The sequence below is a fragment of the Streptomyces sp. NBC_01304 genome, from assembly GCF_035975855.1.
Taxonomy (GTDB): Bacteria; Actinomycetota; Actinomycetes; order Streptomycetales; family Streptomycetaceae; genus Streptomyces.
On record NZ_CP109055.1, the window covers coordinates 6435245 to 6461376 of the forward strand.

Consider the following 26132-nt stretch of genomic DNA (forward strand, 5'->3'; position numbering starts at 1 on the left):
GTTCTGTCCGCCCGCCCGGACCGCAGCCTGGAGCGTCTTAGTGAGCAATTCGAGGGGCAGTCACCGTCGCGGCGGTGCCGCCGTCTCCGGTCCGTCGTACGTGGATCCGGGGCCGGGGGAGAGCGGTGAGGCCTACGACCGCGACCCGTACGACACGTACCGGCCCGCCTACGAGGCCGCCGCGACGCCGCCCGCCTTCCCCCGCCAGTCCTCCGCGTCGGCCGCCGCCCAGCAGCGCGCCGGCGGCCGCGCCGAGGCGCGTCGGGCCGCCCGGCGCAAGAAGTCCCGCACCGACGCGGTCCGCCCCGACACCCTGCGCAGGCTCGTCCCGCAGGCCCTGGTCGTGGCGTTCCTGGCGGGCGGGACCTCCGCGTTCATCGCCGAGGACAAGGCCGTCGAGCTCTCCGTCGACGGGAAGCCGCGCACCCTGCACACCTTCGCCGACGACGTGCACGAGCTCCTCGAGGACGAGGGCCTGGCCGTCAGCGGCCACGACATCGTCGCCCCCGCCCCCGGCACCGCCCTGGCCAGCGGCGACGAGGTCGTCGTCCGCTACGGCCGGCCCGTGCACCTCACCCTCGACGGCGAGCGCCGCAAGGTCTGGACGACCGCGCACACGGTCGACGGGGCGCTCCGCCAGCTCGGGGTGCGCGCGGAGGGCGCGTATCTGTCGTCCTCGCGCTCCAAGCGGATCGAGCGCGACGGTCTCGAACTGGCCGTACGCACCGAGCGCACGGTCACCGTCATGGTGGACGGCCGCGAGCGCACCCTGCGCACGAACGCGGCGACCGTCCGCGAGGCCGTCGAGGAGGCCGGCATCGAGCTGCGCGGCCAGGACACCACCTCCGTGCCGCCGTCCAGCTTCCCGCGCGACGGCCAGACCGTGACCGTCATGCGGGTCACCGGCACCAAGGAAGTCCGCGAGGAACCCATCGCGTTCGACGTCCAGAAGACCCAGGACGCCTCGCTCTACAGCGGCACCGAAGTCGTCGTCAGCCCCGGCCGACAGGGCGCGCGCCGGGTCACGTACGCCCTGCGCACCGTCAACGGCGTCAAGCAGAAGCCGAAGCGCCTGCAGACCGAGGTGATCCGCGAGCCCGAGACGCAGATCGTGAAGGTCGGCACCAAGGCGCTCCCGACGACCGTGTCCGGCGCCGACCACCTCTCCTGGGACTCCCTGGCGCACTGCGAGTCGGGCGGCCGCCCCGCCGCCACCGACCCCTCCGGGACGTACGGCGGGCTCTACCAGTTCGACACCCAGACCTGGCAGAGCCTCGGCGGCAGTGGCCGTCCGCAGGACGCCCCGGCCGAGGAGCAGACGTTCCGGGCGAAGAAGCTGTACGTGCAGCGCGGCGCCAGCCCGTGGCCGCACTGCGGCGGCCGACTCCACCGCTGAGCGGTCGGCTGTCCGGCTGACCGGGCGGGCCGTCGGGGGCGCTTAGTCTTGATGCCGTGAGCACCACTGAGCCCGACGCCCTCCTCGGCCCCGCCGACATCCGCGAACTGGCCGCTGCCCTGGGCGTACGCCCGACCAAGCAGCGCGGCCAGAACTTCGTCATCGACGCCAACACGGTCCGCCGCATCGTGCGCACCGCGGGCGTCGAGCCCGACGACGTGGTCGTCGAGGTGGGGCCCGGCCTCGGCTCGCTGACCCTGGCGCTGCTCGAGGCCGCGGACCGGGTCGTCGCCGTCGAGATCGACGACGTGCTCGCCGCCGCGCTGCCCGCGACGATCGAGGCCCGGATGCCGGCCCGCGCCGACCGCTTCTCGCTCGTGCACTCGGACGCGATGGTCGTGACGGAACTGCCGGGTCCCGGGCCGACCGCGCTGGTCGCCAACCTGCCCTACAACGTGGCCGTCCCCGTGCTCCTGCACATGCTCGCGACGTTCCCGAGCATCGAGCGGACCCTGGTGATGGTGCAGGCCGAGGTCGCCGACCGGCTGGCCGCGGCGCCCGGGAACAAGGTGTACGGAGTGCCCTCCGTGAAGGCCAACTGGTACGCGGACGTCAAGCGCGCCGGGTCCATCGGCCGCAATGTCTTCTGGCCCGCGCCCAACGTCGACAGCGGCCTGGTGTCCTTGGTGCGGCGCTCCGCGCCGGTCGACACGTCCGCCTCCCGCGCCGAGGTCTTCGCCGTCGTCGACGCCGCGTTCGCGCAGCGCCGCAAGACCCTGCGGGCCGCCCTCGCCGGGTGGGCGGGTTCGGCTGCGGCCGCCGAGGCGGCGCTGGTGGCGGCCGGTGTCTCGCCCCAGGCGCGGGGCGAGGCGCTCACGGTGGAGGAGTTCGCGAAGATCGCGGAGCACAAGGGAGTCTCGTAAGTGAGCGTGACGGTACGCGTACCGGCCAAGGTCAATGTGCAGCTCGCGGTGGGTGGGGCGCGTTCCGACGGCTTTCATGACCTGGCCAACGTCTTTCTGGCCGTGGGGCTGTACGACGAGGTGACGGTGACTCCCGCGGCCTCGCTGCGGGTCACCTGCTCGGGCCCGGGGTCGGACCAAGTGCCCTTGGATTCCTCCAACTTGGCGGCCCGGGCGGCGCTTGCTCTTGCCGAGCGGGCGGGGATCTCGGCTTCTTCCGCTGCCGTGCACATCCACATCGACAAGGACATCCCGGTCGCCGGGGGCATGGCGGGGGGTTCCGCGGATGCCGCGGGGGCGCTTGTCGCGTGCGACGCGCTGTGGGGGCTCGGCACTTCGCGCGGCGAACTGCTCTCCCTCTGCGCGGAGTTGGGGAGCGATGTTCCCTTCTCGCTGGTGGGGGGTGCTGCGCTGGGCGTGGGGCGGGGGGAGCAGTTGACCTCGTTGCCGGTCGGGGGCTCCTTCCACTGGGTGTTCGCCGTCGCTGACGGGGGGCTTTCCACGCCTGCGGTGTACCGGGAGTTCGACCGGTTGTGGGCGGGGCGTTCCGTGCCGGAGCCGGTGGCTTCGGATGCGCTGCTTTCCGCTCTGCGGGTGGGGGATGCGGTGGCTTTGGCCTCGGCCGTGTCCAATGACTTGCAGCCGGCTGCGCTGTCGTTGTTCCCGTCGCTTCGGGAGACGCTGGACGTGGGTATGGCGGCGGGTGCGCTTGCCTCGCTGGTATCGGGTTCCGGGCCGACCACCGCGTTCCTCGCGAAGTCTGCGGAATCCGCGGCTGCGGTGGCGGAGGCGCTGCTCGCCTCCGGGACCTGCCGGGCGGCGCGGGTGGCTTCGGCGCCGGCCGCGGGTGCGACGGTGGTTTGATTTTCCCCACCCCGCCCCTTCCCGAAATCCTGCGGAGCTGTGTCCTCAAACGCCGGACGGGCTGATGAAATCAGCCCGTCCGGCGTTTGAGGACAAGGAGGTCTGGGGCGCAGCCCCAGCCTCCGGAGGATTTCGGGAAGGGGCGGGGTGGGGAACAAGTACTTAGCCCACGGTTGAGTACCCGCACTCTGACGGCACCCCACCGCGGAGCGGCACCGTACAAGTCATGGGAACCGCAAGCCAACTCGCCGCCGCCACGCCGTCCACGCGGGACCGGTACATCGATCTGCTCAGGGTCGGCTCCCTGGGGACGGTCGTCCTGGGCCACTGGCTCATGGCCGCCGTCGGCACGGGCAAGGACGGCCAGGTCGAGATGGGGAACCTGCTCGCCGAAGTGCCGGAGCTGCAACTGCTCACCTGGGCCCTCCAGGTCATGCCGGTGTTCTTCTTCGTCGGCGGCTTCAGCCACGCCCTGAGCTACCGCTCCCTGCGCCGCAAGAGCCCGGACCGAAGCGTGTACTCCGCCTTCCTGCGGGCGAGGCTGCAGCGCCTGCTGCGACCCACCATGGTGTTCATCGTGGTGTGGGGCGCGGCCGCGCTGGCCCTGCAACTCACCGGCCAGGGCGGCGGGTTGCTGGACGCGACCCTGCGCCTCGTCGCCCAGCCGCTCTGGTTCATCGGCATCTACCTCGCGATGGTCGCCTTCACCCCGCCCCTGCTCAAGCTGCACGAGCGCTACGGCTGGGGCGTGTTCGGCGCGCTGGTCGGGGCGGCCGCCACGGTGGACGCCCTGCGGTTCGCGGCAGGCGTGCCCTACGTCGAGTTCCTCAACTTCGCCTTCGTCTGGCTCGCCGTCCACCAGCTCGGCTTCCTGCGCGCCGACGGTCGCATCAAGGTTCCCGCCGCCCTCGCCGGGGCCGGCCTTGCGGGCGCCGCGGCGCTGGTGACGTACGGCCCGTATCCGCTGTCCATGGTCGGGATGCCGGGCGAGCGCATATCCAACATGGCCCCGCCCACCTTCGCCCTGCTCTGCCACGGCCTGTGGCTGGTCGGCGCGGTGGAGCTGGTGAAGGGTCCGGCCACGCGGTGGCTGGAGCGGCCCAAGGTGTGGCGGGGCGTGGTCGCCGCGAACGGGGTGTCCATGACGGCGTTCCTGTGGCACCTCACGGCGATGCTCGGGGTGTACGGGGCGCTCCTCGCGCTCGACGTACCGCTGCCGGAGCCCGCGTCGGCGGCCTGGTGGGCGCAGGTGCCGCTGCGGATCGCGGTCGCGGCCGTGCTGACCGCCGCCCTGGTCGCGGTGTTCCGCACCTTCGAGCGCCCGGCGACCGCGAAGCCGCGCGAGGGCGGTTCGGGCCCGGTGGCGGCGCTCGGGATCATGCTCTGCCTGTTCGGCGTGCTCGGGCTGTCGATGGTCGGCTTCGGCGGGCTGCTGGAGAGCCGGTCGGCGATGCTGATCGCCGTCCACGTCACCGCGCCGTGGGCGGTCGCCATGGCCCTGTTCGGCTGGCTCCTGGTGGAGCGGGCGGGGCGCCGGGCCGCCCGGTAGCCGGGGCGGGGAGGGTGGGCAGTCCGCCGGGTGCGCGCTGCGCCGTACGCTAGGAGATCGATCCATCCCCCGGTACAGGAGTGAAATGGCCGTCAATCTGGTCAATGTCGAGGCAGTCACCAAGGTGTACGGCACCCGTGCGCTGCTCGACGGTGTCTCCCTCGGCGTCTCCGAGGGGGACCGGATCGGCGTCGTCGGGCGCAACGGCGACGGCAAGACCACCCTGATCCGGATGCTCGCCAAGCTGGAGGAGGCCGACACCGGCCGCGTCACGCACAACGGCGGGCTGCAGCTGGGCGTGCTCACCCAGCACGACTCGCTCGACCCCGAGGCGACGATCCGGCACGAGGTCATCGGCGACATGGCCGACCACGAGTGGGCGGGCAACGCCAAGATCAGGGACGTACTGACCGGGCTGTTCGGCGGTCTTGATCTGCCTGGGTTCGGGCAGGGGCTCGACACGGTGATCGGGCCGCTGTCCGGCGGTGAGCGGCGCCGGATCGCGCTCGCCAAGCTGCTCATCGAGGACCAGGACCTGATCGTTCTCGACGAGCCGACCAACCACCTCGACGTCGAGGGCATCTCGTGGCTGGCCCAGCATCTGCGGGAGCGCCGCTCCGCGCTCGTCTGCGTCACGCACGACCGGTGGTTCCTGGACCAGGTCTGTACGCGGATGTGGGACGTGCAGCGCGGTGCCGTGCACGAGTACGAGGGCGGCTACAGCGACTACGTCTTCGCGCGGGCCGAGCGTGAGCGGATCGCCGCCACCGAGGAGACCAAGCGGCAGAACCTCATGCGCAAGGAGCTGGCGTGGCTGCGGCGCGGGGCGCCGGCGCGTACCTCCAAGCCGCGCTATCGCATCGAGGCGGCCAATGAGCTGATCGCCGATGTGCCGCCGCCGCGCGACACCAGCGAGCTGATGAAGTTCGCCAACGCGCGGCTCGGCAAGACCGTCTTCGAGCTCGAGGACGTCACCATCCAGGCCGGTCCGAAGGTGCTGCTCAAGCATCTGACCTGGCAGCTCGGGCCCGGCGACCGCATCGGTCTGGTCGGGGTGAACGGGGCCGGCAAGACCTCGTTGCTCCGGGCGCTCGCCGATGCGCAGCGCACGCAGGGCGAGACGCAGCCCGTGGCCGGGAAGGTCGTCGTCGGCAAGACCGTCAAGCTGGCGTACCTCTCGCAGGAGGTCGGTGAACTCGACCCGAACCTGCGGGTGTTGCAGGCCGTGCAGCAGATCCGGGACCGGGTCGACCTCGGCAAGGGCCGGGAGATGACCGCTGGGCAGCTGTGTGAGCAGTTCGGGTTCAGCAAGGAGAAGCAGTGGACTCCCGTCGGGGACCTGTCCGGTGGTGAGCGGCGGCGGCTGCAGATCCTGCGCCTCCTCATGGACGAGCCCAACGTGCTGTTCCTGGACGAGCCGACGAACGACCTCGACATCGAGACCCTGACGCAGCTGGAGGACCTGCTCGACGGCTGGCCCGGGTCGATGATCGTGATCTCGCACGACCGGTTCTTCGTCGAGCGGACGACGGACCGGGTGTTCGCGCTGCTCGGCGACGCGACGCTGCGGATGCTGCCGCGCGGCATCGACGAGTACCTGGAGCGCCGACAGAAGGTCATCGAGGCCTTCACCCCGGCGCCCGTGTCCGCCCCGGTCAAGGCCAAGGAGACCTCGGCCGCAGACCAGCGCGCCGCGAAGAAGGAACTCCAGAAGATCGAGCGCCAGCTGAGCAAGATGTCCGACCAGGAGACCAAGCTGCACGCCCAGATCGCCGAGAACGCGACGGACTTCGGCAAGGTCGCGGAGCTCGACGCCAAGCTGCGCGAACTGGTCGGTGAGCGCGACGAGTTGGAGATGCGCTGGCTGGAGCTTGCCGAGGACGCCTGATTCCGCGCTCCGGAGCCCGTCTTGGGCGACGTAACGACGGCATTACGGGCCGGTCCTCCCTTGGGAACAGCGGGCGACCGGCCCCGCGTCGTACGGGCTGTGAGTGATAGAAAGAACTCCCGCTCGACAGACGCAGAGTTACGGGAACAATGCCCGATTCGCTCCTTTCCGGGGGGATTTGAACCAACGGAATTGCGGGGGAGGCCGGTTGGGCAGCGACCCGTGTGAAGAGGTACACCGCGATGACCCAGCCGCCTAGTCAGCCACCAGGGTCCCCGGGTGGTTTCGGGGCACCGCAGGACCCCTGGCAGGGGGTGTCCAAGGGACCTGCCCAGCCGCCGGCCGGCCCGCCGCCCGCCGCACCCGTCGGTCCGCCGCCTGCCGCGCCCGCCGGTCCGCCGCCCGCGCAGCCCGGCCCCGGGTACGGGTATCCGCAGGGTCAGCCGCCGCAGCAGCCTCAGCCGCCTCAGGCGCCGCAGCAGCCCCAGCCGGTCGCCGACAATCCGTACGCGCAGCAGGCCCAGCCCGGCGCGTACAACCAGCAGCCGCAGTACGGCTATCCGCAGCAGCCCCAGTTCCCCGGCGCGCCCGTGCCCGGAGCCCCCGGCGCCCCGGGTGTGCCCGCCGGGCCCGTCGGCGGCGGCCCCGGTGGCTTCTTCAAGGGCAAGCCCGCCGTGATCGTCGGCGCGGCCCTCGCCGCCCTCCTGGTGATCGGCGGCGGGGTCTATTTCGCCGTCAGCGGGGACGACGAGAAGCCCAAGGAGCCGGTGGCACACGGCAGCGGCGACCCCGAGCCCAAGGGCGGCGAGGGCAGGCCCACCGGAGAGGGGACGGCCGAGGGCCGCAACAGCGACGCCCCCGACCTCAACGCGGGCCGCCAGGCCGGCGAGGCCAAGGCGTGGATGGCCCTCAGCGACCAGGACCTGCCCGGCAGGGGCGCCGAGCTGATGGACATCTGGGTCGTCGACGACACCGTCGTCCAGGCCGGGTACAAGGCGGTCACCGCCTGGGGCGCGGAGGACGGCAAGAAGAAGTGGAGCGTCCCGCTCGACGCCCCCGTCTGCGACACGCCCCCGACGCCCGGCGCGGACGGCAAGGTCGTCGTCGCGTACGAGAGCGGCAACGACACGAAGAAGCGCTGCAACCAGCTGCAGATGATCGACCTGAAGACGGGCGAGGCCGGCTGGAAGAAGAAGATCGACGAGGGTGACAGCTTCGACAGCACCATCACCCTGGACCTGTCGATCTCCGAGAACACCCTCCTGGTGGCCCGTTCGCTGTCCGGCGCGGGCTACTCGCTCGACAGCGGCGAAGAGCTCTTCAGCCTGAAGAAGGACAAGGGCTGCTTCCCGGGCGCCTTCGCCTCCACCGCGGCCAAGGCCGTGGTCGTCGACTCCTGCGCGGCCAGTGACGACAAGAACGAGCAGCTCAAGGAGATCGACCCGACCTCGGGCGCCGTCAAGTGGCGCTTCAAGACGCCCAAGGGCTACCAGGTCCAGAAGGTCTACTCGGTCGACCCGCTGGTCGTCTCCCTGGTCAACCGGGACAAGAAGGCCTGGACGATCCAGGCGTTCAAGTCCGACGGGCAGCCCCGTTCGCAGATCGACGGCGGCAAGGACACCTTCCTGCAGCGCTGCGGCATGACCATCACCGAGCGCGAACTGCAGAGCTGCATGGGCATGGTGGCGTCCGGCGACACCTTCTACATGGCGACCGAGGAGAAGAAGAGCGGTGACTACGACCGCAGCAACGAGGTAGTCGCCTTCGACCTCGACACCGGCAAGGCCAAGTGGCGCGGCAAGGCCGACGGCGCCCGCTCACTGCTCCCGCTGTACGCGGACGGGTCGGGCCTCGTCGCCTACGTCCAGCCGACCTTCGACACCCCGGGGCAGACCGTGCGGTTCGGCAAGTCGGGCGGCAAGCCGACGGTGCTGCTCCAGCACCCCAAGTCGGCGCAGAGCCAGGAGAACAACCTGGCGATGCTCGGCCAGACCCGCTACCTCGACGGCCGGTTCTACGGTTCGCCCTCACGGCTCTCGGGCCAGGACGACTCGGACACGGGGCAGCTGCTCTCCTTCGGCAAGTGAGGTCGCCGCACTGCCCGTTACCGCACTGCCCGTCACCGCACTGCCCGTCACCGCACCGCCCGTTACCGCACTGCCCGTTACCGCTCCGGGACTCGAGTCCCGCCCTCAAATCCCGTACGTCCAGACGCACTTCCCACGCATTTCAGAGGTAGAAATCCGATGACGCAACCGCCGCAGCCGCCCCAGCCGCCCAACGAGCCCCCGCAGGGCGGCTTCGGCAAGCCGCAGGATCCGCCTCCGGGTGGCTTCGGCGCCCCCGACCCGGGCTACGGCTACCCGCAGACGCCGCCGCCCGCGCCCGCCCCGCAGCAGCCGGGCTACGGCTACCCGGGCGCCCCGGGCCAGCCGCCGACCCCGCCGCCCGGCGCACCCGCCCAGCCGCCGACCCCGCCGCCCGCCCAGCCGGGCTACGGCTTCCCGAGCCAGCAGCCGCAGCAGCCCCAGCAACCGCAGTACGGCACGTACCAGCAGCCCGGCTTCCCCGGTCAGCCCCAGCCGTACAACACCGCCCCGCAGCAGCAGGTCCCCGGTGGCGGCGCTCCGGGCGGCGGCAAGAAGCTCAGCACCCAGATGACCATCATCATCGCGGCGGTCGTCGCGGTGGCCCTGATCATCGGCGCCGGCGTCTGGTTCGCGACGTCGGGCGGCGACGACGACTCGAAGCACGAGGCCAAGAAGTCCGGCGGCACGAACGGCGGCGAGGAGGGCAAGGGCGGCCTCGGCGGTGGCGGCAAGGAGAAGGTGCCGTCCAACACCACGTCGCGGGTGCTCTTCCAGCTGCCGACGCCGGAGATCGGCAAGGACCAGGTCAACGTCGCCGGCTCCTGGCTGACCGACAAGGTCTACGCCAAGAGCGGCAACAGCATGATCGGCGGCTACGACCTCACCGGCGGCAAGGAGCAGTGGAAGCTGCCCCTGGGCGGGCCGACGTGCGCGGGCTCGAAGGAGGTCACCCCGGACGGTCTGGCCGCGGTGATCTTCGAGCCGCGCAAGCCCGACAAGAAGAAGCCGTACGGCTACGGCTGCAGCGAGGTGGCGGTGTTCAACGTGAACACCGGGGAAAAGCTCTGGCAGAAGAACGTCGATGACGGCGACCAGAAGGCGACCTTCTCGGAGGCCGTCATCACCGCCAACACCGTCGCGGTCGGCGGCGGCACCGACGGCGGCGCCGCGTTCGACGTGAAGTCCGGCAAGCAGCTGTGGGCGCCCAAGGCCACCGACACCTGCCGCGACCTCGGCTACACCGGCGGCGACCAGCTCGTGGCCATCCGCAACTGCGGCGAGTACGACAACCCCAAGCTGCAGGCCCAGCTCCTGGAGCCGACCTCGGGCAAGCCGAAGTGGACGTACAACCTCCCGTCCGGCATCGAGTACGCGAGCGTCCTGTCCAGCAAGCCGGTGGTGGTGGGCGTCGACTCGACCGACGCGAGCGCGGGCCCGACCGACTACTTCTCGCTCGACAACAACGACGGCCACATGATCAGCAAGATCGCCGTCAACCCGAAGAAGTACCGGCGCACCTGCAGTTCGACCGAGGTGTCCCTGTGCGAGCAGTTCGCCATCGGCAACGGGCGGCTCTACCTCTCCACCTTCGAGCACCAGGGCACCGGGGAGTACGGCAGCACGAACGAGATCGTCTCCTTCGACCTGAAGACCGGCAAGCAGACCGGCGACAAGGCCGACGCGGGCGAGCGGTACACGATGTTCCCGCTGCGCATGGACGGCAAGAACATCCTGGCCTACAAGATCCCGCCGTACGACAAGGGCGGAAAGATCGTCTCCATCGACGCGGGCACCATGAAGGAGACCCTGCTCCTGGAGAACCCGGGCACCGAGTCGATCCGGGACGCGGAGACCAGCTTCGTTCCGGAATCGGACGAACTGCTCTACGGGAACGGCCGGATGTTCCTCGCGCAGGACATCGTGAGCGCGAGCTCGACCACCCAGAAGAACCTGGCGATGGGCTTCGGCACCGAGTGATTTCGCCGTGACGCAGAACGGCCCCGCCCCTCCCGGGCGGGGCCGTTCTGCGTCCTGCCGGGCTGTTCTGCCTCGTGCGGAGCGGCATGCTGACGCCTATCAGTCCTGTATGGCCGGGATTTCGGCATTCCGAGGGGCTTCTGACCGGTAAGGGGCGCGTAACGTCGAACAAGCGTGTAGCTTCCGGGGGATACAGGAGGGCCGGGGGGCTCCCGCTCAATGGGGTTCGTGGGGACTTGGGGGGTTGCTCTATGGGTGTGCGGCTGATGGTGGTGGATGACCACAGACTGCTCGCCGAGGCACTCGCCTCGGCGCTGAAACTGCGTGGGCACCGGGTACTTGCCGCTGCCGCGCCTGCCGCGGGTGCGGCCGAGCTGGTGGTGCAGCGCTCGCCCGAGGTGTGCCTGATGGGGACGGCGACGCCCGCCGAGCCGGGGATCTTCGACCCGGTGGTGCGGATCAAGCGGGAGCGTCCGCAGGTGGCGGTCGTGGTGCTCGGTCCGGTGCCGTCGCCGCGCGGGATCGCCGCGGCGTTCGCGGCCGGCGCCTCCGGTTACGTACGGCACGACGAGCGCATCGAGGGTGTGGAGCGCGCCATCATGAAGGCCCGGGCGGGCGAGGCCGCGGTGGCGCCTCAGCTCCTTCAGGGCGCCTTCGCGGAGCTGCTCAACCCGGCGGCGCAGCCCGACGACGAGGGCCAGCGGCTCCTGCAGATGCTCACCCCGCGCGAGGTCGAGGTCCTGGTCCGGGTCGCCGACGGCGAGGACACCCGGCTGATCGCGGCCGGCATGGGGATAGCTCCGTCGACGGCGCGTACGCATGTCCAGCGCGTCCTGATGAAGCTGGGCGTCGGCTCCCGCCTCGAGGCGGCGGCCCTCGCCGCGCGCACCGGGCTGCTCGACCGCGCGGGCCCCGTCGCGGGCATGCAGACGGGGCCGGAGTCACCGTCTCAGCAGTGAACTCCGGCCCCGGACAAGGCACTTACTCGACGCCGGATTCGGGGTCCGCCGTCACCTGGGTGGGCCGCAGCTTCAGCCACACCAGGAAGAACAGGCCGAGCGCCAGCATGGCGAGGCCCGTCCAGAGGTTGATGTTGATGTCCTCGGCCTTCTTCAGGTCGGCGTCGGACGCGGTGATCCCGGCGATCGTGACGATCACGCCGTAGACCACGAAGAGCCCGCCGATGATGCGCCGGATGTCGAAGAGCCGGGCCGCGGTCGCGGACTTGCTCTCCAACTCGGAGACTTCGCGCTGCAGTTCAGACATGGTTTTCCTGAGCCTCCCTTTCGGTCAGAAGGAGTACGGGATGTAGCAGGCGGCGGCGAGCACGATCGCGCCCCAGCCGAGCAGGGCGGGCCTGCGGTACCAGGCGTCGTCGCCGTCCTCGGGCGGCTCCTCCATCCCCGGCGAGCGCGTTCCGTACACCAGACCGGCCAGCTCGGCCTCCGGCTTGGGGGCGGTGAAGAGGGTGACCACGACCATGACCACGGCGCCGGCGACGAAGCCGACGATCGCGGAGACGAAGTTGGCGCCCTGGTCGGTCGGGATGTCGATGACGCCCTGCTTGTAGATCCAGAAGTAGTTGACCATCGCGGCCGTGGTGCCCGCGAGCAGGCCCCACACACCGGACTTCATGGAGGCCCGCTTCCAGAACATGCCGATGATGAAGACGACGAACATCGGCACGTTGAAGAAGGAGAACAGGGTCTGCAGGTACCCCATGATGTTCGAGAACGACGAGGCGATGAAGGCCGTCCCGATGGAGGCCAGGACGCCGATCGCGGTGATCAGCCGGCCGAAGCGCAGGTAGTACGCGTCGGGCTTGCCGGTCTTCGCGTACTTGGCCCAGATGTCGTACGTGAACACGGTGTTGAAGGACGAGATGTTCGCCGCCATGCCCGCCATGAAGGCCGCGAGCAGACCGGTCACCGCGATGCCGAGGACACCGTTGGGCAGCAGTTCCTGCATCAGGTAGGGGATCGCGTCGTTGTACGTCAGGTCCGAGCCGGCGGTACCGATCTTCGGGACCAGGACGGCGGCGACCAGACCGGGGATCATCACCAGGAAGACGATGAACATCTTCGGGAAGGCCGCGATCAGCGGGGTGCGCTTGGCCGCGGACAGGTTCTTCGCGGACAGGGCGCGCTGCACCTCGGCGAAGTTGGTCGTCCAGTAGCCGAAGGAGAGCACGAAGCCCAGGCCGAGGATGATCGTCAGCCAGTTGGCGCCGAGCGGGTTGGCGTCACCGATGCCGGTGCCGCCCCAGGCGGTGAGGAAGTTGTCCCCGTGCGACTTCTCGATCGAGCCGGTGAGACCGTCCCAGCCGCCGACCTTCTTCAGGCCGATGATGCAGATCGGGATGAGCGCGGCGAGGATCACGAAGAACTGGAGCACTTCGTTGTAGATCGCCGAGGAGAGACCGCCGATGGTGATGTACGCGAGCACGAAGAGCCCGGCCACCACGATCGCCACCCACTGCGGCCAGCCGAGCAGCGCCTCCACGACGATCGACAGGGCGTACAGGTTGACGCCCGCGATCAGGATCGCGGCGAAGGCGAACAGGACCGAGCTGAGCAGATGTGCGGACTTGTCGAACCGCTGGAGCAGGAACTCGGGGACGCTTCGGACCTTCGAGCCGTAGTAGAAGGGCATCATCACGAGGCCCAGGAAGACCATCGCCGGGATGGCGCCGATCCAGTACCAGTGCACGACGGCCACGCCGTACTGGGCGCCGGTGGCCGCCATGCCGAGGATCTCGGTGGCCCCGAGGTTCGCCGCGACAAAGGCGAGACCCGTGACCCAGGCGGGCAGGGAGCGTCCGGAGAGGAAGAAGTCGAGGCTGGTCTTGACGCTCCGCCGGGCCGCGAAGCCGATGCCGAGCACCACGGCGAAGTAGATCGCCAGGATTGCGTAATCCAGCCCGTTGGTGGGGAGCCGAAGCCCTTCGGCCAGGTATTGCATGGGGGAACTCGCTTCGTTGCGCGAACGTATCTGACCGGAACCTACGCCTCCACGTTCAGAAACTGAACAGTTCTGTTGGGGTTCTTTGTTGGATCGTGATCGGGCGAGGTGGAATGTCCCGGAGTGCCGGGGGTCGGTCCGTTGGTGATCTTGTGGCGATACCGGTAGCGATCCGACAGGGATCCGGCGGTGATCGGTACATTGACGCAGCTGTTGCCTTGTGGTTTGTTGTGTTGAGTTCTGTTTGGTGGACGTGATGGGGAGTCCCTACGTGAAGAAGACCTCGACCCGGCTCGCCGACGGTCGTGAGCTCATCTACTACGACCTCCGCGACGACGTCGTCCGCGAGGCCGTCGACCGGCGTCCCCTGGACGCCGTCGCCACCAGCTCCGAGATCCGGCGCGACCCCCTGCTCGGCGACTCGATCGCGATCGCCTCGCACCGCCAGGGCCGCACCTATCACCCGCCGGCCGACGAGTGCCCGCTCTGCCCGTCCGCGGGCGAGAAGCTGAGCGAGATCCCGGACACCGCCTACGACGTGGCCGTCTTCGAGAACCGCTTCCCCTCGCTGGCCGGTGACTCGGGCCGCTGCGAGGTCGTCTGCTTCACCTCGGACCACGACGCGTCCTTCGCCGACCTCACCGAGGAGCAGGCCGCCCTGGTCCTGGAGGCCTGGACGGACCGGACCGCCGAGCTGTCCCATCTGCCGTCCGTGGCCCAGGTGTTCTGCTTCGAGAACCGCGGCGCCGAGATCGGCGTCACCCTCGGCCACCCGCACGGCCAGATCTACGGCTACCCCTTCGTCACCCCGCGCACCGCCCTGATGCTGCGCTCGCTCGCCCAGCACCGCGAGGACACCGGGGAGAACCTCTTCGACAATCTGCTCGACGCCGAGATGGCCGGCGAGCGGGTCGTCCTGGAGGGCGAGCACTGGGTGGCGTTCGTGCCGTACGCCGCCCACTGGCCCTACGAGGTGCACCTGTACCCCAAGCGCCGGGTGCCGGACCTGCTGGCCCTGGACGACGCGGCGCGCACAGAGTTCCCACAGATCTACCTGGAACTCTTGAGGCGCTTCGACCGGATCTTCGGCCCCGCCGAGCCGCCCACCCCGTACATCGCGGCCTGGCACCAAGCCCCCTTCGCCTCCCTGGAGGAGTACGGCGTGGGCCGGGACGACTTCGGGCTCCACCTTGAGCTTTTCACCATTCGCCGCACTTCCGGCAAGCTGAAGTTCCTCGCGGGTTCCGAATCCGGCATGAGTGTGTTCATCAACGACGTGCCGCCGGAGACCGCGGCAAAGCGACTGCGAGAGGTAGCGAGTTCATGAGCGGGAAGTACCTGGTCACCGGCGGTGCGGGATATGTCGGCAGCGTAGTGGCGGCGCATCTCCTTGAGGCCGGGCATCAGGTCACCGTCCTCGACAACCTCGCCACCGGCTTCCGCGAGGGCGTGCCCGCGGGCGCCGAGTTCATCGAGGGCGACATCAAGGACGCCGCCAAGTGGCTGGACCGCTCCTACGACGCGGTGCTGCACTTCGCCGCCTTCTCGCAGGTCGGCGAGTCCGTCGTGAAGCCCGAGAAGTACTGGGACAACAACGTCGGCGGCACCATGGCGCTGCTCGCCGCGATGCGCGCGGCGGGCGTCAAGCAGCTGGTCTTCTCCTCGACGGCGGCGACGTACGGCGAACCGGTGAACACCCCCATCACCGAGTCCGACCCGACCGCCCCCACCAGCCCGTACGGCGCCTCGAAGCTCGCCGTCGACCACATGATCACCGGCGAGTGCACGGCCCACGGGCTGCGCGCGGTCTCGCTGCGCTACTTCAACGTGGCCGGTGCGTACGGAAGTTACGGCGAGCGGCACGACCCGGAGTCGCACCTCATCCCGCTCGTGCTCCAGGTCGCGCAGGGCCGGCGCGAGGCCATCTCGGTCTTCGGCGAGGACTATCCGACGCCGGACGGGACGTGCGTACGCGACTACATCCACGTCGCCGATCTCGCCGAGGCCCACCTGCTCGCGCTCAAGGCCCCGGCCGACGGCGAGCATCTGATCTGCAACCTGGGCAACGGCGAGGGCTTCTCCGTCCGCCAGGTCATCGAGACCGTCCGCCAGGTCACCGGGCACCCGATCCCCGAGGTCGTGGCCCCGCGCCGCGGCGGCGACCCGGCCGTGCTCGTCGCCTCCGCCGCGACCGCCCACGACCGGCTCGGCTGGCGCCCGTCCCGCGCGGACCTCGCGGGAATCGTCGCCGACGCCTGGGCCTTCGCCCAGCGCGACCAGTAGTTTCAGCGCAGTTCAGGAGAAGGGGCCCGAGGGGTATGAGCGTCGCCGAGCGTTTCGAGGAGCTGTACGGGCAGGCCCCCGAGGGGGTCTGGGCCGCGCCGGGCCGGGTCAATCTGATCGGTGAGCACACCGATTACAACGACGGCTTCGTGATGCCCTTCGCCCTGCCGCACACCGCGCTCGCCGCCGTCCGGCGCCGCGACGACGGGGTGCTGCGGCTGCACTCCGCGGACATCGGCGACGCTCCCGTCTCCCTCGACGTGGACGCGCTGGCACCCGGCGGTCCCGGTGCGTGGACCGACTACCCGGCCGGTGTCGTGTGGGCGCTGCGGGACGCCGGGCACAAGGTGGGCGGCGCCGACATCCACATCGCGTCGACCGTGCCGACCGGGGCGGGGCTCTCCTCCTCGGCGGCGCTGGAGGTCGTCACCGCGCTCGCACTCAACGACCTGTACGAACTCGGCCTGGAGCGCGGCAAGTTGGCCCGGCTGTGCCAGCGCGCCGAGAACGTGTACGTCGGGGCGCCGACCGGGATCATGGACCAGACGGCCTCGGCCTGCTGCACGGACGGGCACGCGCTGTTCCTCGACACGCGTGATCTCGCCCAACGCCAGGTGCCGTTCGACCTCGCGGCCGAGGGCATGCAGCTCCTGGTCGTCGACACGCGCGTCAAGCACTCGCACAGCGAGGGCGAGTACGGCAAGCGCCGGGCGGGCTGCGAGGCGGGTGCCGCGGCGCTCGGGGTCTCCGCGTTGCGGGATGTGCCTTTCGAGGGCCTGTCCGAGGCCCTTGCGCGTCTTGACGACGAGGAAGTGCGTCGTCTCGTGCGGCACATCGTCACCGAGAACCGGCGGGTCGAGCGCGTCATCGAGCTGCTCTCGGCGGGGGACGTGCGGGCGATCGGGGCGGTCCTCGTCGAGGGGCACGCGTCGTTGCGGGACGACTTCCGCATCTCCTGCCCGGAGTTGGACCTGGTGGTGGCTTCGGCGGTGGACGCCGGGGCGTTGGGGGCGCGGATGACCGGGGGTGGGTTCGGGGGGTCGGCGATCGTGCTCGCCGAGGTCGACGCGGTCGAGGCGATCACGAAGGCTGTCGTGGCTGCGTTCGCGGGGGCGGGGTTCTCGGAGCCTCGAGTGTTCGCTGCGACGCCGTCGCCGGGTGCGCGTCGGGTGGAGTGATTTTCTCCCCGCCCCGCCCCTTCCCGAAATCCTGCGGAGCCTTCCGCCCTCCGGGCGGTGTCCTCAAACGCCGGACGGGCTGGAGAGATTGCCCAACTCGCAGTGATAGCTGTCGACTTCTGTCTCAGAACGAAACAAACGGCACACCCACACCACCCCGGCCAACCAGTTCTGCAAATTACCTTCCGCTCCTGGCCCCCGGCCGTAATGTGATGCACAGCACCGGTGGGGGCCGGTGCTGATCAGGGGGCGAGACAGTCGGGTACGACGCCCGAAGTGGGGGTAGCAGTTCCGGTGCGGCGGCGGCCGTGCGGTGCTGTGGTGATCCTGTGCTTCAGGCGCCGTACCCGTACCGGTCCGTTTCCCGCCGGGGGTCCGGGGAGTCTGCCCCGGAAGATGGAGCCTGGGGGTTTCAGTGGTTCGAATCCGGGTCCTGGTCGTTGACGACCATCGCATCTTCGCCGAGTCGCTCGCAGCCGCCCTCGCGGCCGAGCCCGACGTGGACGTAAGCGCGGCCGGCAGCGGCCCCGCAGCACTGCGCTGCATGGAGCGGGCGGTAGCCGAAGGGCGCAGATTCGATGTCCTGCTCGTCGACGCGGACCTCGGCACCGGCGTCGTGGTGCCCGGAGCCCGCGCGGCGGTGCCCGTGCGCGAGGGCGCCGAGGACGGCTATGTGGACGGCATCTCCCTTGTGGCAGGCGTCCGTTCGGGCCAGCCCGCGGTGCGCACGGTCGTGCTCGCGGAGAAGGACGACCCGCGTCGCGCGGCCCTCGCCCTGCAGGCGGGCGCCTGTGGCTGGGTCGCCAAGGACTGCTCCCTGTCCCGACTGCTGACCGTCATACGCGGCGTGCTCAAGGATGAGACGCATCTGCCGCCCGCCCTGCTCACCGGCGTCCTGCGCGAGCTCACCGCGGCCCGCAAACACCGCACCGAGAGCGAACGGCTGGTCGAATCCCTCACCCCGCGCGAGCGCGAAGTGCTCCGCTGCATGGTCGCGGGCCTGGGGCGCAAAGCAGTTGCCGAGCGCCTGTTCCTGTCACCGCACACCGTCCGTACGCACATGCAGAACGTGCTCGGCAAGCTGGGCGTGCACTCCACCCTCGCGGCCGTCGCTTTGGCGCGCAGGGCCGGGGTCGGACCCGTCGACCTAGCTGGGGATGTTGTCGAACGGGGCGGTCAACTGGCGTAGCAACCCGGCCAGTTCGCCCCGCTGCCCACGGGACAGCTCGGCGAGGATGGCCCGCTCCTGGTCAAGCAGTCCGGCCAGCGCCTGGTCCGCGCGGTCGCGCCCCTCAGGGGTCAGCCGTACGAGCACACCGCGCCGGTCGCTGGGGTCGGGCAGCCGCTCCACCAGGCCTTTCTTGGCGAGGCGGTCGATGCGGTTGGTCATCGTGCCCGAGGTCACGAGGGTTTGGGTGAGCAGTTGACCCGGTGAGAGCTGGTACGGGGCGCCGGCCCGGCGCAGCGACGTGAGGACGTCGAACTCCCACGGCTCCAGGTTGTGCTCCGAGAAGGCGAGCCTGCGGGCGCGGTCCAGATGGCGGGCGAGCCTGCTGACGCGGCTCAGCACCTCGAGCGGTTCCACGTCGAGGTCGGGGCGCTCCCGGCGCCATGCTGCGACCAGCCGATCGACCTCGTCCTCCATGGCGATCAGTGTAGTAGGTCGCTCGACGTGAAGTCTCTCGATATCAAGTCTCTTGACATCGAGAGATATTTTGGGTTCTCTGGGGGCATCGAAGCGACGGAAGCCCACTCCACTTCCACTCGTCACGCCAGGCAGGGAGCTCGAACATGCATTCCGCACCAACCTGGGATCCACAGCAATACCTCCGGCACCAGGGGCACCGCACCAGGCCCTTCCTGGATCTGCTCGCCCGCATATCGGACCTGCCGGACACCGGTGGCGTCCCCGCCCGCATCGCCGACCTGGGCTGCGGCCCCGGCAATGTCACCGCGCTCCTCGCCGAGCGCTGGCCCACCGCCCACATCACGGGACTCGACAGCTCCCGCGAAATGCTCGCCAAGGCCGAGAAGTACGCGGGCACCACGCCCGGCGGCGGCTTCCTCGAGTTCCGCGAGGCCGACGCCGCGCACTGGACGCCCGACGGCACGTACGACCTGATCGTCTCCAACGCGGCGCTCCAGTGGGTGCCCAACCACCCGGAGTCCTTCCCGCGCTGGATCGAACACCTGCGTCCCGGCGGGGTCTTCGCCTTCCAGGTCCCGGGGAACTTCACCTCGCCCAGCCACGCCCTGCTCGGCGAACTCTGCGACGCCCCGCAGTGGCGCGACCGCCTCGGCACCCACGGTCGGCGCTACGTCCATGTCCTGGACCCCGCCGAGTACTTGACCCGCCTGGCCGACCTGGGCTGTGAGGCGGACACCTGGGAGACGACGTACAGCCAGCTCCTGGCGGGCGAGGACCCGGTCCTCGACTGGGTCAAGGGCACCGCCCTGCGCCCCGTCCTCACCGCCCTCGATGGCGACCCGACGGCCATTGCCGAATTCCTCACCGAATACCGGGACTTGCTCCGCAAGGCCTACCCGTCGGGCCCGCACGGCACGGTCTTCCCGTTCCGCCGGATCTTCGCCGTGGCGAGAAAGAGGGGCTGAGCCGGTGCTGACCGCCGTCGACCACGTCCAGCTCGCCGCCCCACCCGGCAGCGAGGACCGACTCCGTGCGTACTACGCCGGCATCCTCGGCATGACGGAGCTGCCCAAGCCCCCTGCCCTCGCGGCACGCGGGGGCTGCTGGTTCGAGGCCGGCGGCGTACAGCTGCATCTCGGGATCGAAGCGGACTTCAGGCCCGCGCGAAAGGCGCATCCGGGGCTTCGGGTACGTGACATCGAGGCGTACGCGGCCAGGCTCGCGGGCCGTGGCGCCGAGGTGATCTGGGACAAGGAGCTGCCGGGCCATCGGCGCTTCTACTCGTCCGACCCGGTGGGCAACCGGCTCGAATTCCTGGAGCCGGTCGACCCACCGTCGTGAGGACGAAGGCCTCAGCTCTTGCGATGCCCTATCAACCGCGGCTTCGCCTCCAGGTTGCCCAGGCCGTGCCAGGCCAGGTTCACCAGGTGCGCGGCCACCTCGGCCTTCTTCGGCTTGCGGGTGTTGACCCACCACTGGCCGGTCAGCGCGACGCTGCCGACCAGGGCCTGGGCATAGAGGGGAGCCAGCTTCGGGTCGAAGCCGCGGGCCTTGAACTCCAGGCCGAGGATGTCCTCGACCTGGGTGGCGATGTCGGAGATCAGCGAGGCGAAGGTGCCCGTCGACTGGGCGACGGGGGAGTCGCGGACCAGGATGCGGAAGCCGTCCGTGTACTCCTCGATGTAGTCGAGGAGCGCGAACGCCGCCTGCTCGCACAGCTCGCGCGGGTGCCCGGCCGTCAGCGAGCTCGTCACCATGTCGAGCAGCCGCTGCATCTCGCGGTCCACCACCACCGCGTACAGCCCCTCCTTGCCGCCGAAGTGCTCGTACACCACCGGCTTGGAGACCCCGGCCTTCGCCGCGATCTCCTCCACCGACGTGGCCTCGAAGCCCTTCTCCGCGAAGAGCGTGCGACCGATGTCCAGGAGCTGCTGACGCCGCTCGGCACCGGTCATCCGGGTCCGGCGGGCCCGCCTGGGCTTTTCGTTGCTGCTGCCTGAACCTGAGCCTGAGGAGTTCGAGTCGGTCGCCACGCCCTCAATCATGCCGCGTCGGCAGGCTCGGTCTTGCGCCGGGCGTCGATCCGCGCCGCCGAGGGCCAGCGCACGTCATACGCCCAGCCCAGCTGCTCGCACCAGCGGATGATCCGCGCCGACGAGTCCAGCTGCCCGCGCATCACCCCGTGCCGCGCCGACGTCGGGTCCGCGTGGTGCAGGTTGTGCCAGGACTCACCACAGGACAGCACGGCCAGCCACCACACGTTCCCCGAGCGGTCCCGGGACTTGAAGGGACGTTTGCCCACCGCGTGGCAGATCGAGTTGATCGACCACGTGACGTGGTGCAGGAGCGCGACACGGACCAGGGAACCCCAGAAGAACGCGGTGAACGCGCCCCACCAGGACATGGTGACCAGACCGCCCACGACCGGCGGGATGGCCAGCGACAGCAACGTCCAGAAGATGAAGTCGCGGGAGATCCGGCGGATCGCCGTGTCCTTGATCAGGTCGGGCGCGTACTTGTCCTGCGGCGTCCGCTCCTCGTCGAACATCCAGCCGATGTGCGCCCACCACAGGCCCTTCATCAGGGCCGGCACCGTCTCGCCGAAGCGCCACGGCGAATGCGGGTCGCCCTCGGCGTCGGAGAACTTGTGGTGCCTGCGATGGTCGGCGACCCACCGCACCAGCGGGCCCTCGACGGCCATCGAGCCGGCGATGGCGAGCGCGATCCGCAGCGGGCGCTTGGCCTTGAACGATCCGTGCGTGAAGTAGCGGTGGAAGCCGATGGTCACGCCGTGGCAGCCCAGGTAGTACATGAAGACGAGCAGGCCGAGGTCCAGCCAGCTCACCCCCCAGCCCCAGGCCAGCGGCACCGCGGCGAGCACCGCGAGAAACGGGACGACGATGAAGAACAGCAGCGTGATCTGTTCCAGCGACCTCTTCTGATCGCCGCCGCGCGTCGCCGACGACGGCGGGGGAGTGGCACCGGTTTGCGACGCCGGGTCCTCTTGGTCGAGCAGATCCGAGCTCGTGGTCATGGGCGTCCCCTGTGGGGTCGGAGGGTGTTCGGCAGGTTGCCTGGTCACGGGCCTACGCCTCCGTAACCTACGGCGACGTAAGTATGGCAGCGCTCAGCTGAGCGGCAAGTGTGCACGGACGGGTACCGGTTTTTTTGGCACCTATCCTTGGTGGCATCGGACAGCGTGGTCCGCTCTGAGTCTTCCCCGGAATCAGCGATCCCTCCCGGTTCGCACGGGTTCCCCTCCCAGCCGTGCTCAACACTGCAAGGAGCCGCACCTGTGAGCAGTGCCGACCACCAGCACAACAGCACCAGCGCCACGAGCAGCACTAGTGCCACCAGTGAGAACAGCACGGGCAGCAGTGCCAACACGGAGCTGCGCGCCGACATCCGCCGCCTCGGCGACCTCCTCGGCGAGACCCTCGTGCGGCAGGAAGGCCGTGACCTCCTCGACCTCGTCGAGCAGGTCCGCGCGCTGACCCGCAGCGACGGCGAGGCCGCGGCCACGCTGCTCGGCGAGACCGAGCTGGAGACCGCGGCCAAGCTGGTCCGCGCCTTCTCCACCTACTTCCACCTGGCCAACGTCACCGAGCAGGTGCACCGCGGCCGCGAGCTGCGCACCAGGCGCGACGCCGAGGGCTCGACCCTGGCCCGCACGGCCGACCTCCTCAAGGACGCCGACCCCGAGCACCTGCGCCAGACGGTCGAGCACCTGAACGTCCGCCCGGTGTTCACGGCCCACCCGACCGAGGCAGCCCGCCGCTCCGTCCTCAACAAGCTCCGCCGCATCGCCGAGCTTCTGGAGTCCCCGGGCACTGCGGCCGACCGCCGCCGCCTCGACCTGCGCCTGGCCGAGAACATCGACCTGGTCTGGCAGACCGACGAGCTCCGCGTGGTCCGCCCCGAGCCCGCCGACGAGGCGCGCAACGCGATCTACTACCTCGACGAACTGCACGCCGGCGCCGTCGGCGACGTACTCGAGGACCTGACCGCCGAACTGGAGCGGATCGGCGTCGACATCCCCGCCGGCACCCGCCCGCTCACCTTCGGCACCTGGATCGGCGGCGACCGCGACGGCAACCCCAACGTGACGCCCGCCGTCACCTGGGACGTGCTGATCCTCCAGCACGAGCACGGCATCACCGACGCCCTCGAACTGGTCGATTTCCTGCGCAGCCTGCTCTCGAACTCGATCCGCTACACGGGCGCCACCGAGGAACTCCTCACCTCGCTGCAGTGCGACCTGGAGCGCCTGCCGGAGATCAGCCCGCGCTACAAGCGGCTCAACTCCGAGGAGCCGTACCGCCTCAAGGCCACCTGCATCCGGCAGAAGCTGGTCAACACCCGCGAGCGGCTGGCCAAGAGCACCGCGCACGAGCCGGGCCGCGACTACCTCGGCACCGCCGAGCTGATCCACGACCTGACCCTGATCCAGACCTCGCTGCGCGAGCACAAGGGCGGGCTCTTCGCGGACGGCCGCATGGACCGCACCATCCGCACGCTGGCCGCCTTCGGTCTGCAGCTGGCGACGATGGACGTGCGCGAGCACGCCGACGCTCACCACCACGCCCTCGGTCAGCTCTTCGACCGGCTCGGCGAGGAGTCCTGGCGGTACGTCGACATGCCGCGCGAGTACCGGCAGAAGCTGCTCGCCAAGGAGCTCAGGTCCAGGCGCCCGCTCGCTCCCTCGCCGGCTCCGCTGGACGCCGCGGGCGAGAAGACCCTCGGCGTCTTCTCGACCGTCAAGAAGGCCCTCGAAGTCTTCGGGCCCGAGGTCATCGAGTCGTACATCATCTCGATGTGCCAGGGCGCCGACGACGTGTTCGCCGCCGCCGTCCTCGCCCGCGAGGCCGGTCTCGTCGATCTGCACGGCGGCTGGGCGAAGATCGGCATCGTGCCGCTCCTGGAGACCACCGACGAGCTGCGCGCGGCCGACGTCATCCTCGACGAAATGCTCGCGGACCCGTCGTACCGCCGTCTCGTGTCCCTGCGGGGAGACGTGCAGGAGGTCATGCTCGGCTACTCGGACTCCTCCAAGTTCGGCGGCATCACCACCTCGCAGTGGGAGATCCACCGGGCGCAGCGGCGGCTGCGTGACGTCGCGCACCGCTATGGCGTACGTCTCCGTCTCTTCCACGGCCGTGGCGGCACGGTCGGCCGTGGTGGCGGCCCCTCGCACGACGCGATCCTCGCGCAGCCGTGGGGCACGCTCGAAGGCGAGATCAAGGTGACCGAGCAGGGCGAGGTCATCTCCGACAAGTACCTGGTGCCGTCCCTGGCCAGGGAGAACCTCGAACTGACCGTCGCCGCGACGCTGCAGGCCTCCGCCCTGCACACCTCGCCGCGTCAGTCGGACGAGGCCCTGGCCCGCTGGGACGCCGCGATGGACACGGTGTCGGACGCCGCGCACGCCGCGTACCGCAAGCTCGTCGAGGACCCGGACCTGCCGACGTACTTCCTCGCCTCGACCCCCGTCGACCAGCTCGCCGACCTGCACCTGGGCTCGCGGCCCTCCCGCCGTCCCGGCTCGGGCGTCTCCCTCGACGGTCTGCGGGCCATCCCGTGGGTGTTCGGCTGGACCCAGTCGCGGCAGATCGTGCCCGGCTGGTTCGGTGTCGGCTCGGGCCTCAAGGCCCTGCGCGAGGCCGGGCTCGACACGGTTCTCGACGAGATGCACGAGCACTGGCACTTCTTCCGGAACTTCCTCTCGAACGTCGAGATGACGCTCGCGAAGACCGACCTGCGGATCGCCCGCCACTACGTCGACACCCTGGTGCCGGACGAGCTCAAGCACGTCTTCGACGTCATCGAGGCCGAGCACGAGCTGACCGTCCAGGAGGTCCTCAGGATCACCGGCGGCGAGCAGCTCCTGGACAAGCACCCGGTCCTGCAGCAGACCTTCGCGATCCGGGACGCCTACCTCGACCCGATCTCGTACCTCCAGGTCACGCTGCTCAAGCGGCAGCGGGACGCGGCCGCGGCGGGCGTCGAGGCTGACCCGCTGCTCGCGCGGGCGCTGCTGCTGACCGTGAACGGTGTGGCGGCGGGGCTGCGCAACACCGGCTGATCACAAGGCAGTTGGCTGTTCCCCGACGGGGGCGGTGCTTCAGAGCGTGGCGAAGGATGCCACCAGGAGCGCCGCCCCCGTCAGGCTTGTGCCCCATGCCGTACGCGTCATCCGCAGGCCTCCGCCGATCACGATCCCGGCGAGCAGGAGCGCGCCGCCCAGCGGGACCCAGGCGTGCAGAAAGCCCGGGCCGCCGAGGCGGACCACCTCGTCGGTGCCGGGCTTGACGGCGACCGGGACCTCGACGCCCTTGCGCTCGCCGATCGAGCGGTCGATGACGACCTGCTTGCGGGGCTTCGCGCCCTTCGAGGTGGGGACGTACGAACCGGTGCAGTGCTTGTCGTCGCAGCGCGCGACGGTCATCCGGCCCTGCTCACGGTCCTTGGCGGCCATGACGTGCCGGGCGGTGTCCCAGGACGCCCAGGCACCCGCGACCAGCAGCAGTGCGGCGAGCAGGACCGATCCCACGCGCCGGCCGGTGTGCAGATACGGCTTGGACTTGGCAGGCATGGCCGCGATCCTTGGCCATGGCATGGCGCCGGGTCAACCTCGGCCGACAGTCCGGTCAGGAGTTGTACGAGCTCTGCGCGCGCTCAAGACCCTCGATGACCAGGGCTTCCGTCGCGTCGGTGGCCCGGTCCACGAAGTAGTCGAGCTCCTTGCGCTCGGTCGCGGAGAAGTCCTTGAGGACGAAGTCGGCGACCTGCATACGGCCCGGCGGACGGCCGATGCCGAAGCGCACCCGGTGGTATTCGGGGCCCATGGACTTGGTCATCGACTTCAGGCCGTTGTGGCCGTTGTCACCGCCGCCGAGCTTCAGGCGCAGCACGCCGTAGTCGATGTCGAGCTCGTCGTGGACGGCGACGACGTTCGCGGTCGGGATCTTGTAGAAGTCGCGGAGCGCGGTGACGGGGCCGCCGGAGAGGTTCATGTACGACGTCGGCTTCGCGACGACCACGCGCCGGCTCCCGGGGCCCATCGGGCCGATGCGGCCTTCGAGGACGTGGGCCTGGGCCTTGCCGTGGCGCTTGAACGATCCGCCGATCCGGTCGGCCAGGAGGTCCGCGACCATGAAGCCGACGTTGTGGCGGTTGGCGGCGTAGCCCGGGCCGGGGTTGCCGAGGCCGACGATGAGCCAAGGGGCGTTGGCGTCGGTGGTCATCGCGTCGAGTCTCCTCGCGAGCAAGCGGACGGGCAGAGCGTGCTGAACGGCAGAGCGTGCTGAACGGCAGAGCGTGCAGAACATGCAGGACG

General features: G+C 70.1%; 22 protein-coding genes. 15 read left to right on the forward strand and 7 right to left on the reverse strand.

The features are described 5' to 3' along the window. Positions 1-100: 100 nt before the first annotated feature. The 8 genes from OG430_RS28730 (at position 101) to OG430_RS28765 (ending at position 11685) form a co-directional block, all read left to right on the forward strand. Complete coding sequence (locus OG430_RS28730) at positions 101-1396, forward strand: ubiquitin-like domain-containing protein (protein WP_442816736.1); 1296 nt, start codon at positions 101-103, stop codon at positions 1394-1396. A gap of 56 nt (positions 1397-1452) precedes the next feature. Beyond that, entirely contained in the window at positions 1453-2319 is an 867-nt protein-coding gene (gene rsmA, locus OG430_RS28735; protein WP_327355509.1) for a 16S rRNA (adenine(1518)-N(6)/adenine(1519)-N(6))-dimethyltransferase RsmA, read from the forward strand. After that, positions 2320-3222, forward strand: a complete 903-nt coding sequence (locus tag OG430_RS28740) for a 4-(cytidine 5'-diphospho)-2-C-methyl-D-erythritol kinase (protein ID WP_327355510.1) — start codon at positions 2320-2322, stop codon at positions 3220-3222. It abuts the gene before it with no gap. A gap of 226 nt (positions 3223-3448) precedes the next feature. Continuing rightward, complete coding sequence (locus OG430_RS28745; protein ID WP_327355511.1) at positions 3449-4771, forward strand: acyltransferase family protein; 1323 nt, start codon at positions 3449-3451, stop codon at positions 4769-4771. An 85-nt stretch (positions 4772-4856) separates the two neighbouring features. Then, a complete protein-coding gene (locus OG430_RS28750; protein WP_327355512.1) occupies positions 4857-6659 on the forward strand; it encodes an ABC-F family ATP-binding cassette domain-containing protein in 1803 nt (600 codons plus the stop codon). 314 nt (positions 6660-6973) lie between these two features. Further along, the gene (locus OG430_RS28755; protein WP_327355513.1) at positions 6974-8746 is read left to right on the forward strand and encodes an outer membrane protein assembly factor BamB family protein; all 1773 of its coding nucleotides are present in this window, start codon (positions 6974-6976) and stop codon (positions 8744-8746) included. Positions 8747-8905: 159 nt separating this feature from the next. Then, positions 8906-10726 carry an outer membrane protein assembly factor BamB family protein gene (locus tag OG430_RS28760; protein WP_327355514.1) on the forward strand — a complete coding sequence of 607 codons (1821 nt, stop codon included), beginning with the start codon at positions 8906-8908 and terminating at the stop codon, positions 10724-10726. 251 nt (positions 10727-10977) lie between these two features. After that, positions 10978-11685, forward strand: coding sequence for a helix-turn-helix transcriptional regulator (locus OG430_RS28765; RefSeq protein WP_327355515.1), 708 nt, complete (start codon positions 10978-10980; stop codon positions 11683-11685). 22 nt (positions 11686-11707) lie between these two features. On the opposite strand, the gene OG430_RS28770 is transcribed toward OG430_RS28765, so the two are convergent. Both OG430_RS28770 and OG430_RS28775 read right to left on the reverse strand, forming a co-directional pair. Further along, positions 11708-11992 carry a hypothetical protein gene (locus OG430_RS28770; protein ID WP_327355516.1) on the reverse strand — a complete coding sequence of 95 codons (285 nt, stop codon included), beginning with the start codon at positions 11990-11992 and terminating at the stop codon, positions 11708-11710. 24 nt (positions 11993-12016) lie between these two features. Further along, on the reverse strand, positions 12017-13687 hold the full coding sequence (locus OG430_RS28775) for a sodium:solute symporter family protein (RefSeq protein WP_327355517.1): 1671 nt from the start codon (positions 13685-13687) through the stop codon (positions 12017-12019). Positions 13688-13958: 271 nt separating this feature from the next. Here OG430_RS28775 and galT point away from each other — a divergent pair, with 271 nt between their 5' ends. From galT to OG430_RS28795, 4 genes are all read left to right on the forward strand, one after another. After that, the gene (gene galT, locus OG430_RS28780) at positions 13959-15014 is read left to right on the forward strand and encodes a galactose-1-phosphate uridylyltransferase (RefSeq protein ID WP_327355518.1); all 1056 of its coding nucleotides are present in this window, start codon (positions 13959-13961) and stop codon (positions 15012-15014) included. Next, a complete protein-coding gene (gene galE / locus OG430_RS28785) occupies positions 15011-15970 on the forward strand; it encodes a UDP-glucose 4-epimerase GalE (RefSeq protein WP_327355519.1) in 960 nt (319 codons plus the stop codon). Before galT ends, galE begins: the two co-directional genes overlap by 4 nt. A gap of 35 nt (positions 15971-16005) precedes the next feature. Beyond that, a complete protein-coding gene (gene galK / locus OG430_RS28790; protein ID WP_327355520.1) occupies positions 16006-17148 on the forward strand; it encodes a galactokinase in 1143 nt (380 codons plus the stop codon). A 415-nt stretch (positions 17149-17563) separates the two neighbouring features. Then, positions 17564-18337 carry a response regulator transcription factor gene (locus OG430_RS28795; RefSeq protein WP_327355521.1) on the forward strand — a complete coding sequence of 258 codons (774 nt, stop codon included), beginning with the start codon at positions 17564-17566 and terminating at the stop codon, positions 18335-18337. Here OG430_RS28795 and tamR read toward each other — a convergent pair. Next, on the reverse strand, positions 18296-18793 hold the full coding sequence (gene tamR / locus OG430_RS28800; protein ID WP_327355522.1) for a MarR family transcriptional regulator TamR: 498 nt from the start codon (positions 18791-18793) through the stop codon (positions 18296-18298). The genes OG430_RS28795 and tamR overlap by 42 nt on opposite strands. 146 nt (positions 18794-18939) lie before the next feature. Here tamR and OG430_RS28805 point away from each other — a divergent pair, with 146 nt between their 5' ends. Beyond that, complete coding sequence (locus tag OG430_RS28805) at positions 18940-19761, forward strand: trans-aconitate 2-methyltransferase (protein WP_327355523.1); 822 nt, start codon at positions 18940-18942, stop codon at positions 19759-19761. Positions 19762-19765: 4 nt separating this feature from the next. Further along, complete coding sequence (locus OG430_RS28810; protein ID WP_327355524.1) at positions 19766-20137, forward strand: VOC family protein; 372 nt, start codon at positions 19766-19768, stop codon at positions 20135-20137. An 11-nt stretch (positions 20138-20148) separates the two neighbouring features. Here the strand turns inward: OG430_RS28810 and OG430_RS28815 are convergent, their stop codons facing one another. Together OG430_RS28815 and OG430_RS28820 are read right to left on the reverse strand one after the other, a co-directional pair. After that, positions 20149-20841 (reverse strand): TetR/AcrR family transcriptional regulator, encoded by a 693-nt coding sequence (locus OG430_RS28815; protein ID WP_327355525.1) that lies wholly within the window; start codon positions 20839-20841, stop codon positions 20149-20151. Beyond that, positions 20838-21830, reverse strand: a complete 993-nt coding sequence (locus OG430_RS28820) for an acyl-CoA desaturase (protein WP_327355526.1) — start codon at positions 21828-21830, stop codon at positions 20838-20840. The genes OG430_RS28815 and OG430_RS28820 overlap by 4 nt, the downstream gene beginning before the upstream one ends. Positions 21831-22187: 357 nt before the next feature. On the opposite strand from OG430_RS28820, the gene ppc reads away from it, so the two are divergent. Next, entirely contained in the window at positions 22188-24878 is a 2691-nt protein-coding gene (gene ppc, locus OG430_RS28825; RefSeq protein WP_442816737.1) for a phosphoenolpyruvate carboxylase, read from the forward strand. Between the two features lie 39 nt (positions 24879-24917). On the opposite strand, the gene OG430_RS28830 is transcribed toward ppc, so the two are convergent. Both OG430_RS28830 and pth read right to left on the reverse strand, forming a co-directional pair. Next, the gene (locus tag OG430_RS28830) at positions 24918-25388 is read right to left on the reverse strand and encodes a hypothetical protein (RefSeq protein WP_327355528.1); all 471 of its coding nucleotides are present in this window, start codon (positions 25386-25388) and stop codon (positions 24918-24920) included. A 55-nt stretch (positions 25389-25443) separates the two neighbouring features. Next, positions 25444-26040 carry an aminoacyl-tRNA hydrolase gene (pth, locus tag OG430_RS28835; RefSeq protein WP_327355529.1) on the reverse strand — a complete coding sequence of 199 codons (597 nt, stop codon included), beginning with the start codon at positions 26038-26040 and terminating at the stop codon, positions 25444-25446. Positions 26041-26132 lie beyond the last annotated feature (92 nt).

Bases quoted from the DNA above. Each gene is read 5' to 3' on its own strand.
- pth (WP_327355529.1), bottom strand. From the start codon at position 26,040: ATGACCACCGACGCCAACGCCCCTTGGCTCATCGTCGGCCTCGGCAAC.
- OG430_RS28770 (WP_327355516.1), bottom strand. From the start codon at position 11,992: ATGTCTGAACTGCAGCGCGAAGTCTCCGAGTTGGAGAGCAAGTCCGCG.
- tamR (WP_327355522.1), bottom strand. From the start codon at position 18,793: ATGGAGGACGAGGTCGATCGGCTGGTCGCAGCATGGCGCCGGGAGCGC.
- OG430_RS28745 (WP_327355511.1), top strand. From the start codon at position 3,449: ATGGGAACCGCAAGCCAACTCGCCGCCGCCACGCCGTCCACGCGGGAC.
- OG430_RS28830 (WP_327355528.1), bottom strand. From the start codon at position 25,388: ATGCCTGCCAAGTCCAAGCCGTATCTGCACACCGGCCGGCGCGTGGGA.
- OG430_RS28820 (WP_327355526.1), bottom strand. From the start codon at position 21,830: ATGACCACGAGCTCGGATCTGCTCGACCAAGAGGACCCGGCGTCGCAA.
- OG430_RS28815 (WP_327355525.1), bottom strand. From the start codon at position 20,841: ATGATTGAGGGCGTGGCGACCGACTCGAACTCCTCAGGCTCAGGTTCA.
- OG430_RS28765 (WP_327355515.1), top strand. From the start codon at position 10,978: ATGGGTGTGCGGCTGATGGTGGTGGATGACCACAGACTGCTCGCCGAG.
- OG430_RS28760 (WP_327355514.1), top strand. From the start codon at position 8,906: ATGACGCAACCGCCGCAGCCGCCCCAGCCGCCCAACGAGCCCCCGCAG.
- OG430_RS28805 (WP_327355523.1), top strand. From the start codon at position 18,940: ATGCATTCCGCACCAACCTGGGATCCACAGCAATACCTCCGGCACCAG.
- galK (WP_327355520.1), top strand. From the start codon at position 16,006: ATGAGCGTCGCCGAGCGTTTCGAGGAGCTGTACGGGCAGGCCCCCGAG.
- OG430_RS28775 (WP_327355517.1), bottom strand. From the start codon at position 13,687: ATGCAATACCTGGCCGAAGGGCTTCGGCTCCCCACCAACGGGCTGGAT.
- OG430_RS28750 (WP_327355512.1), top strand. From the start codon at position 4,857: ATGGCCGTCAATCTGGTCAATGTCGAGGCAGTCACCAAGGTGTACGGC.
- galE (WP_327355519.1), top strand. From the start codon at position 15,011: ATGAGCGGGAAGTACCTGGTCACCGGCGGTGCGGGATATGTCGGCAGC.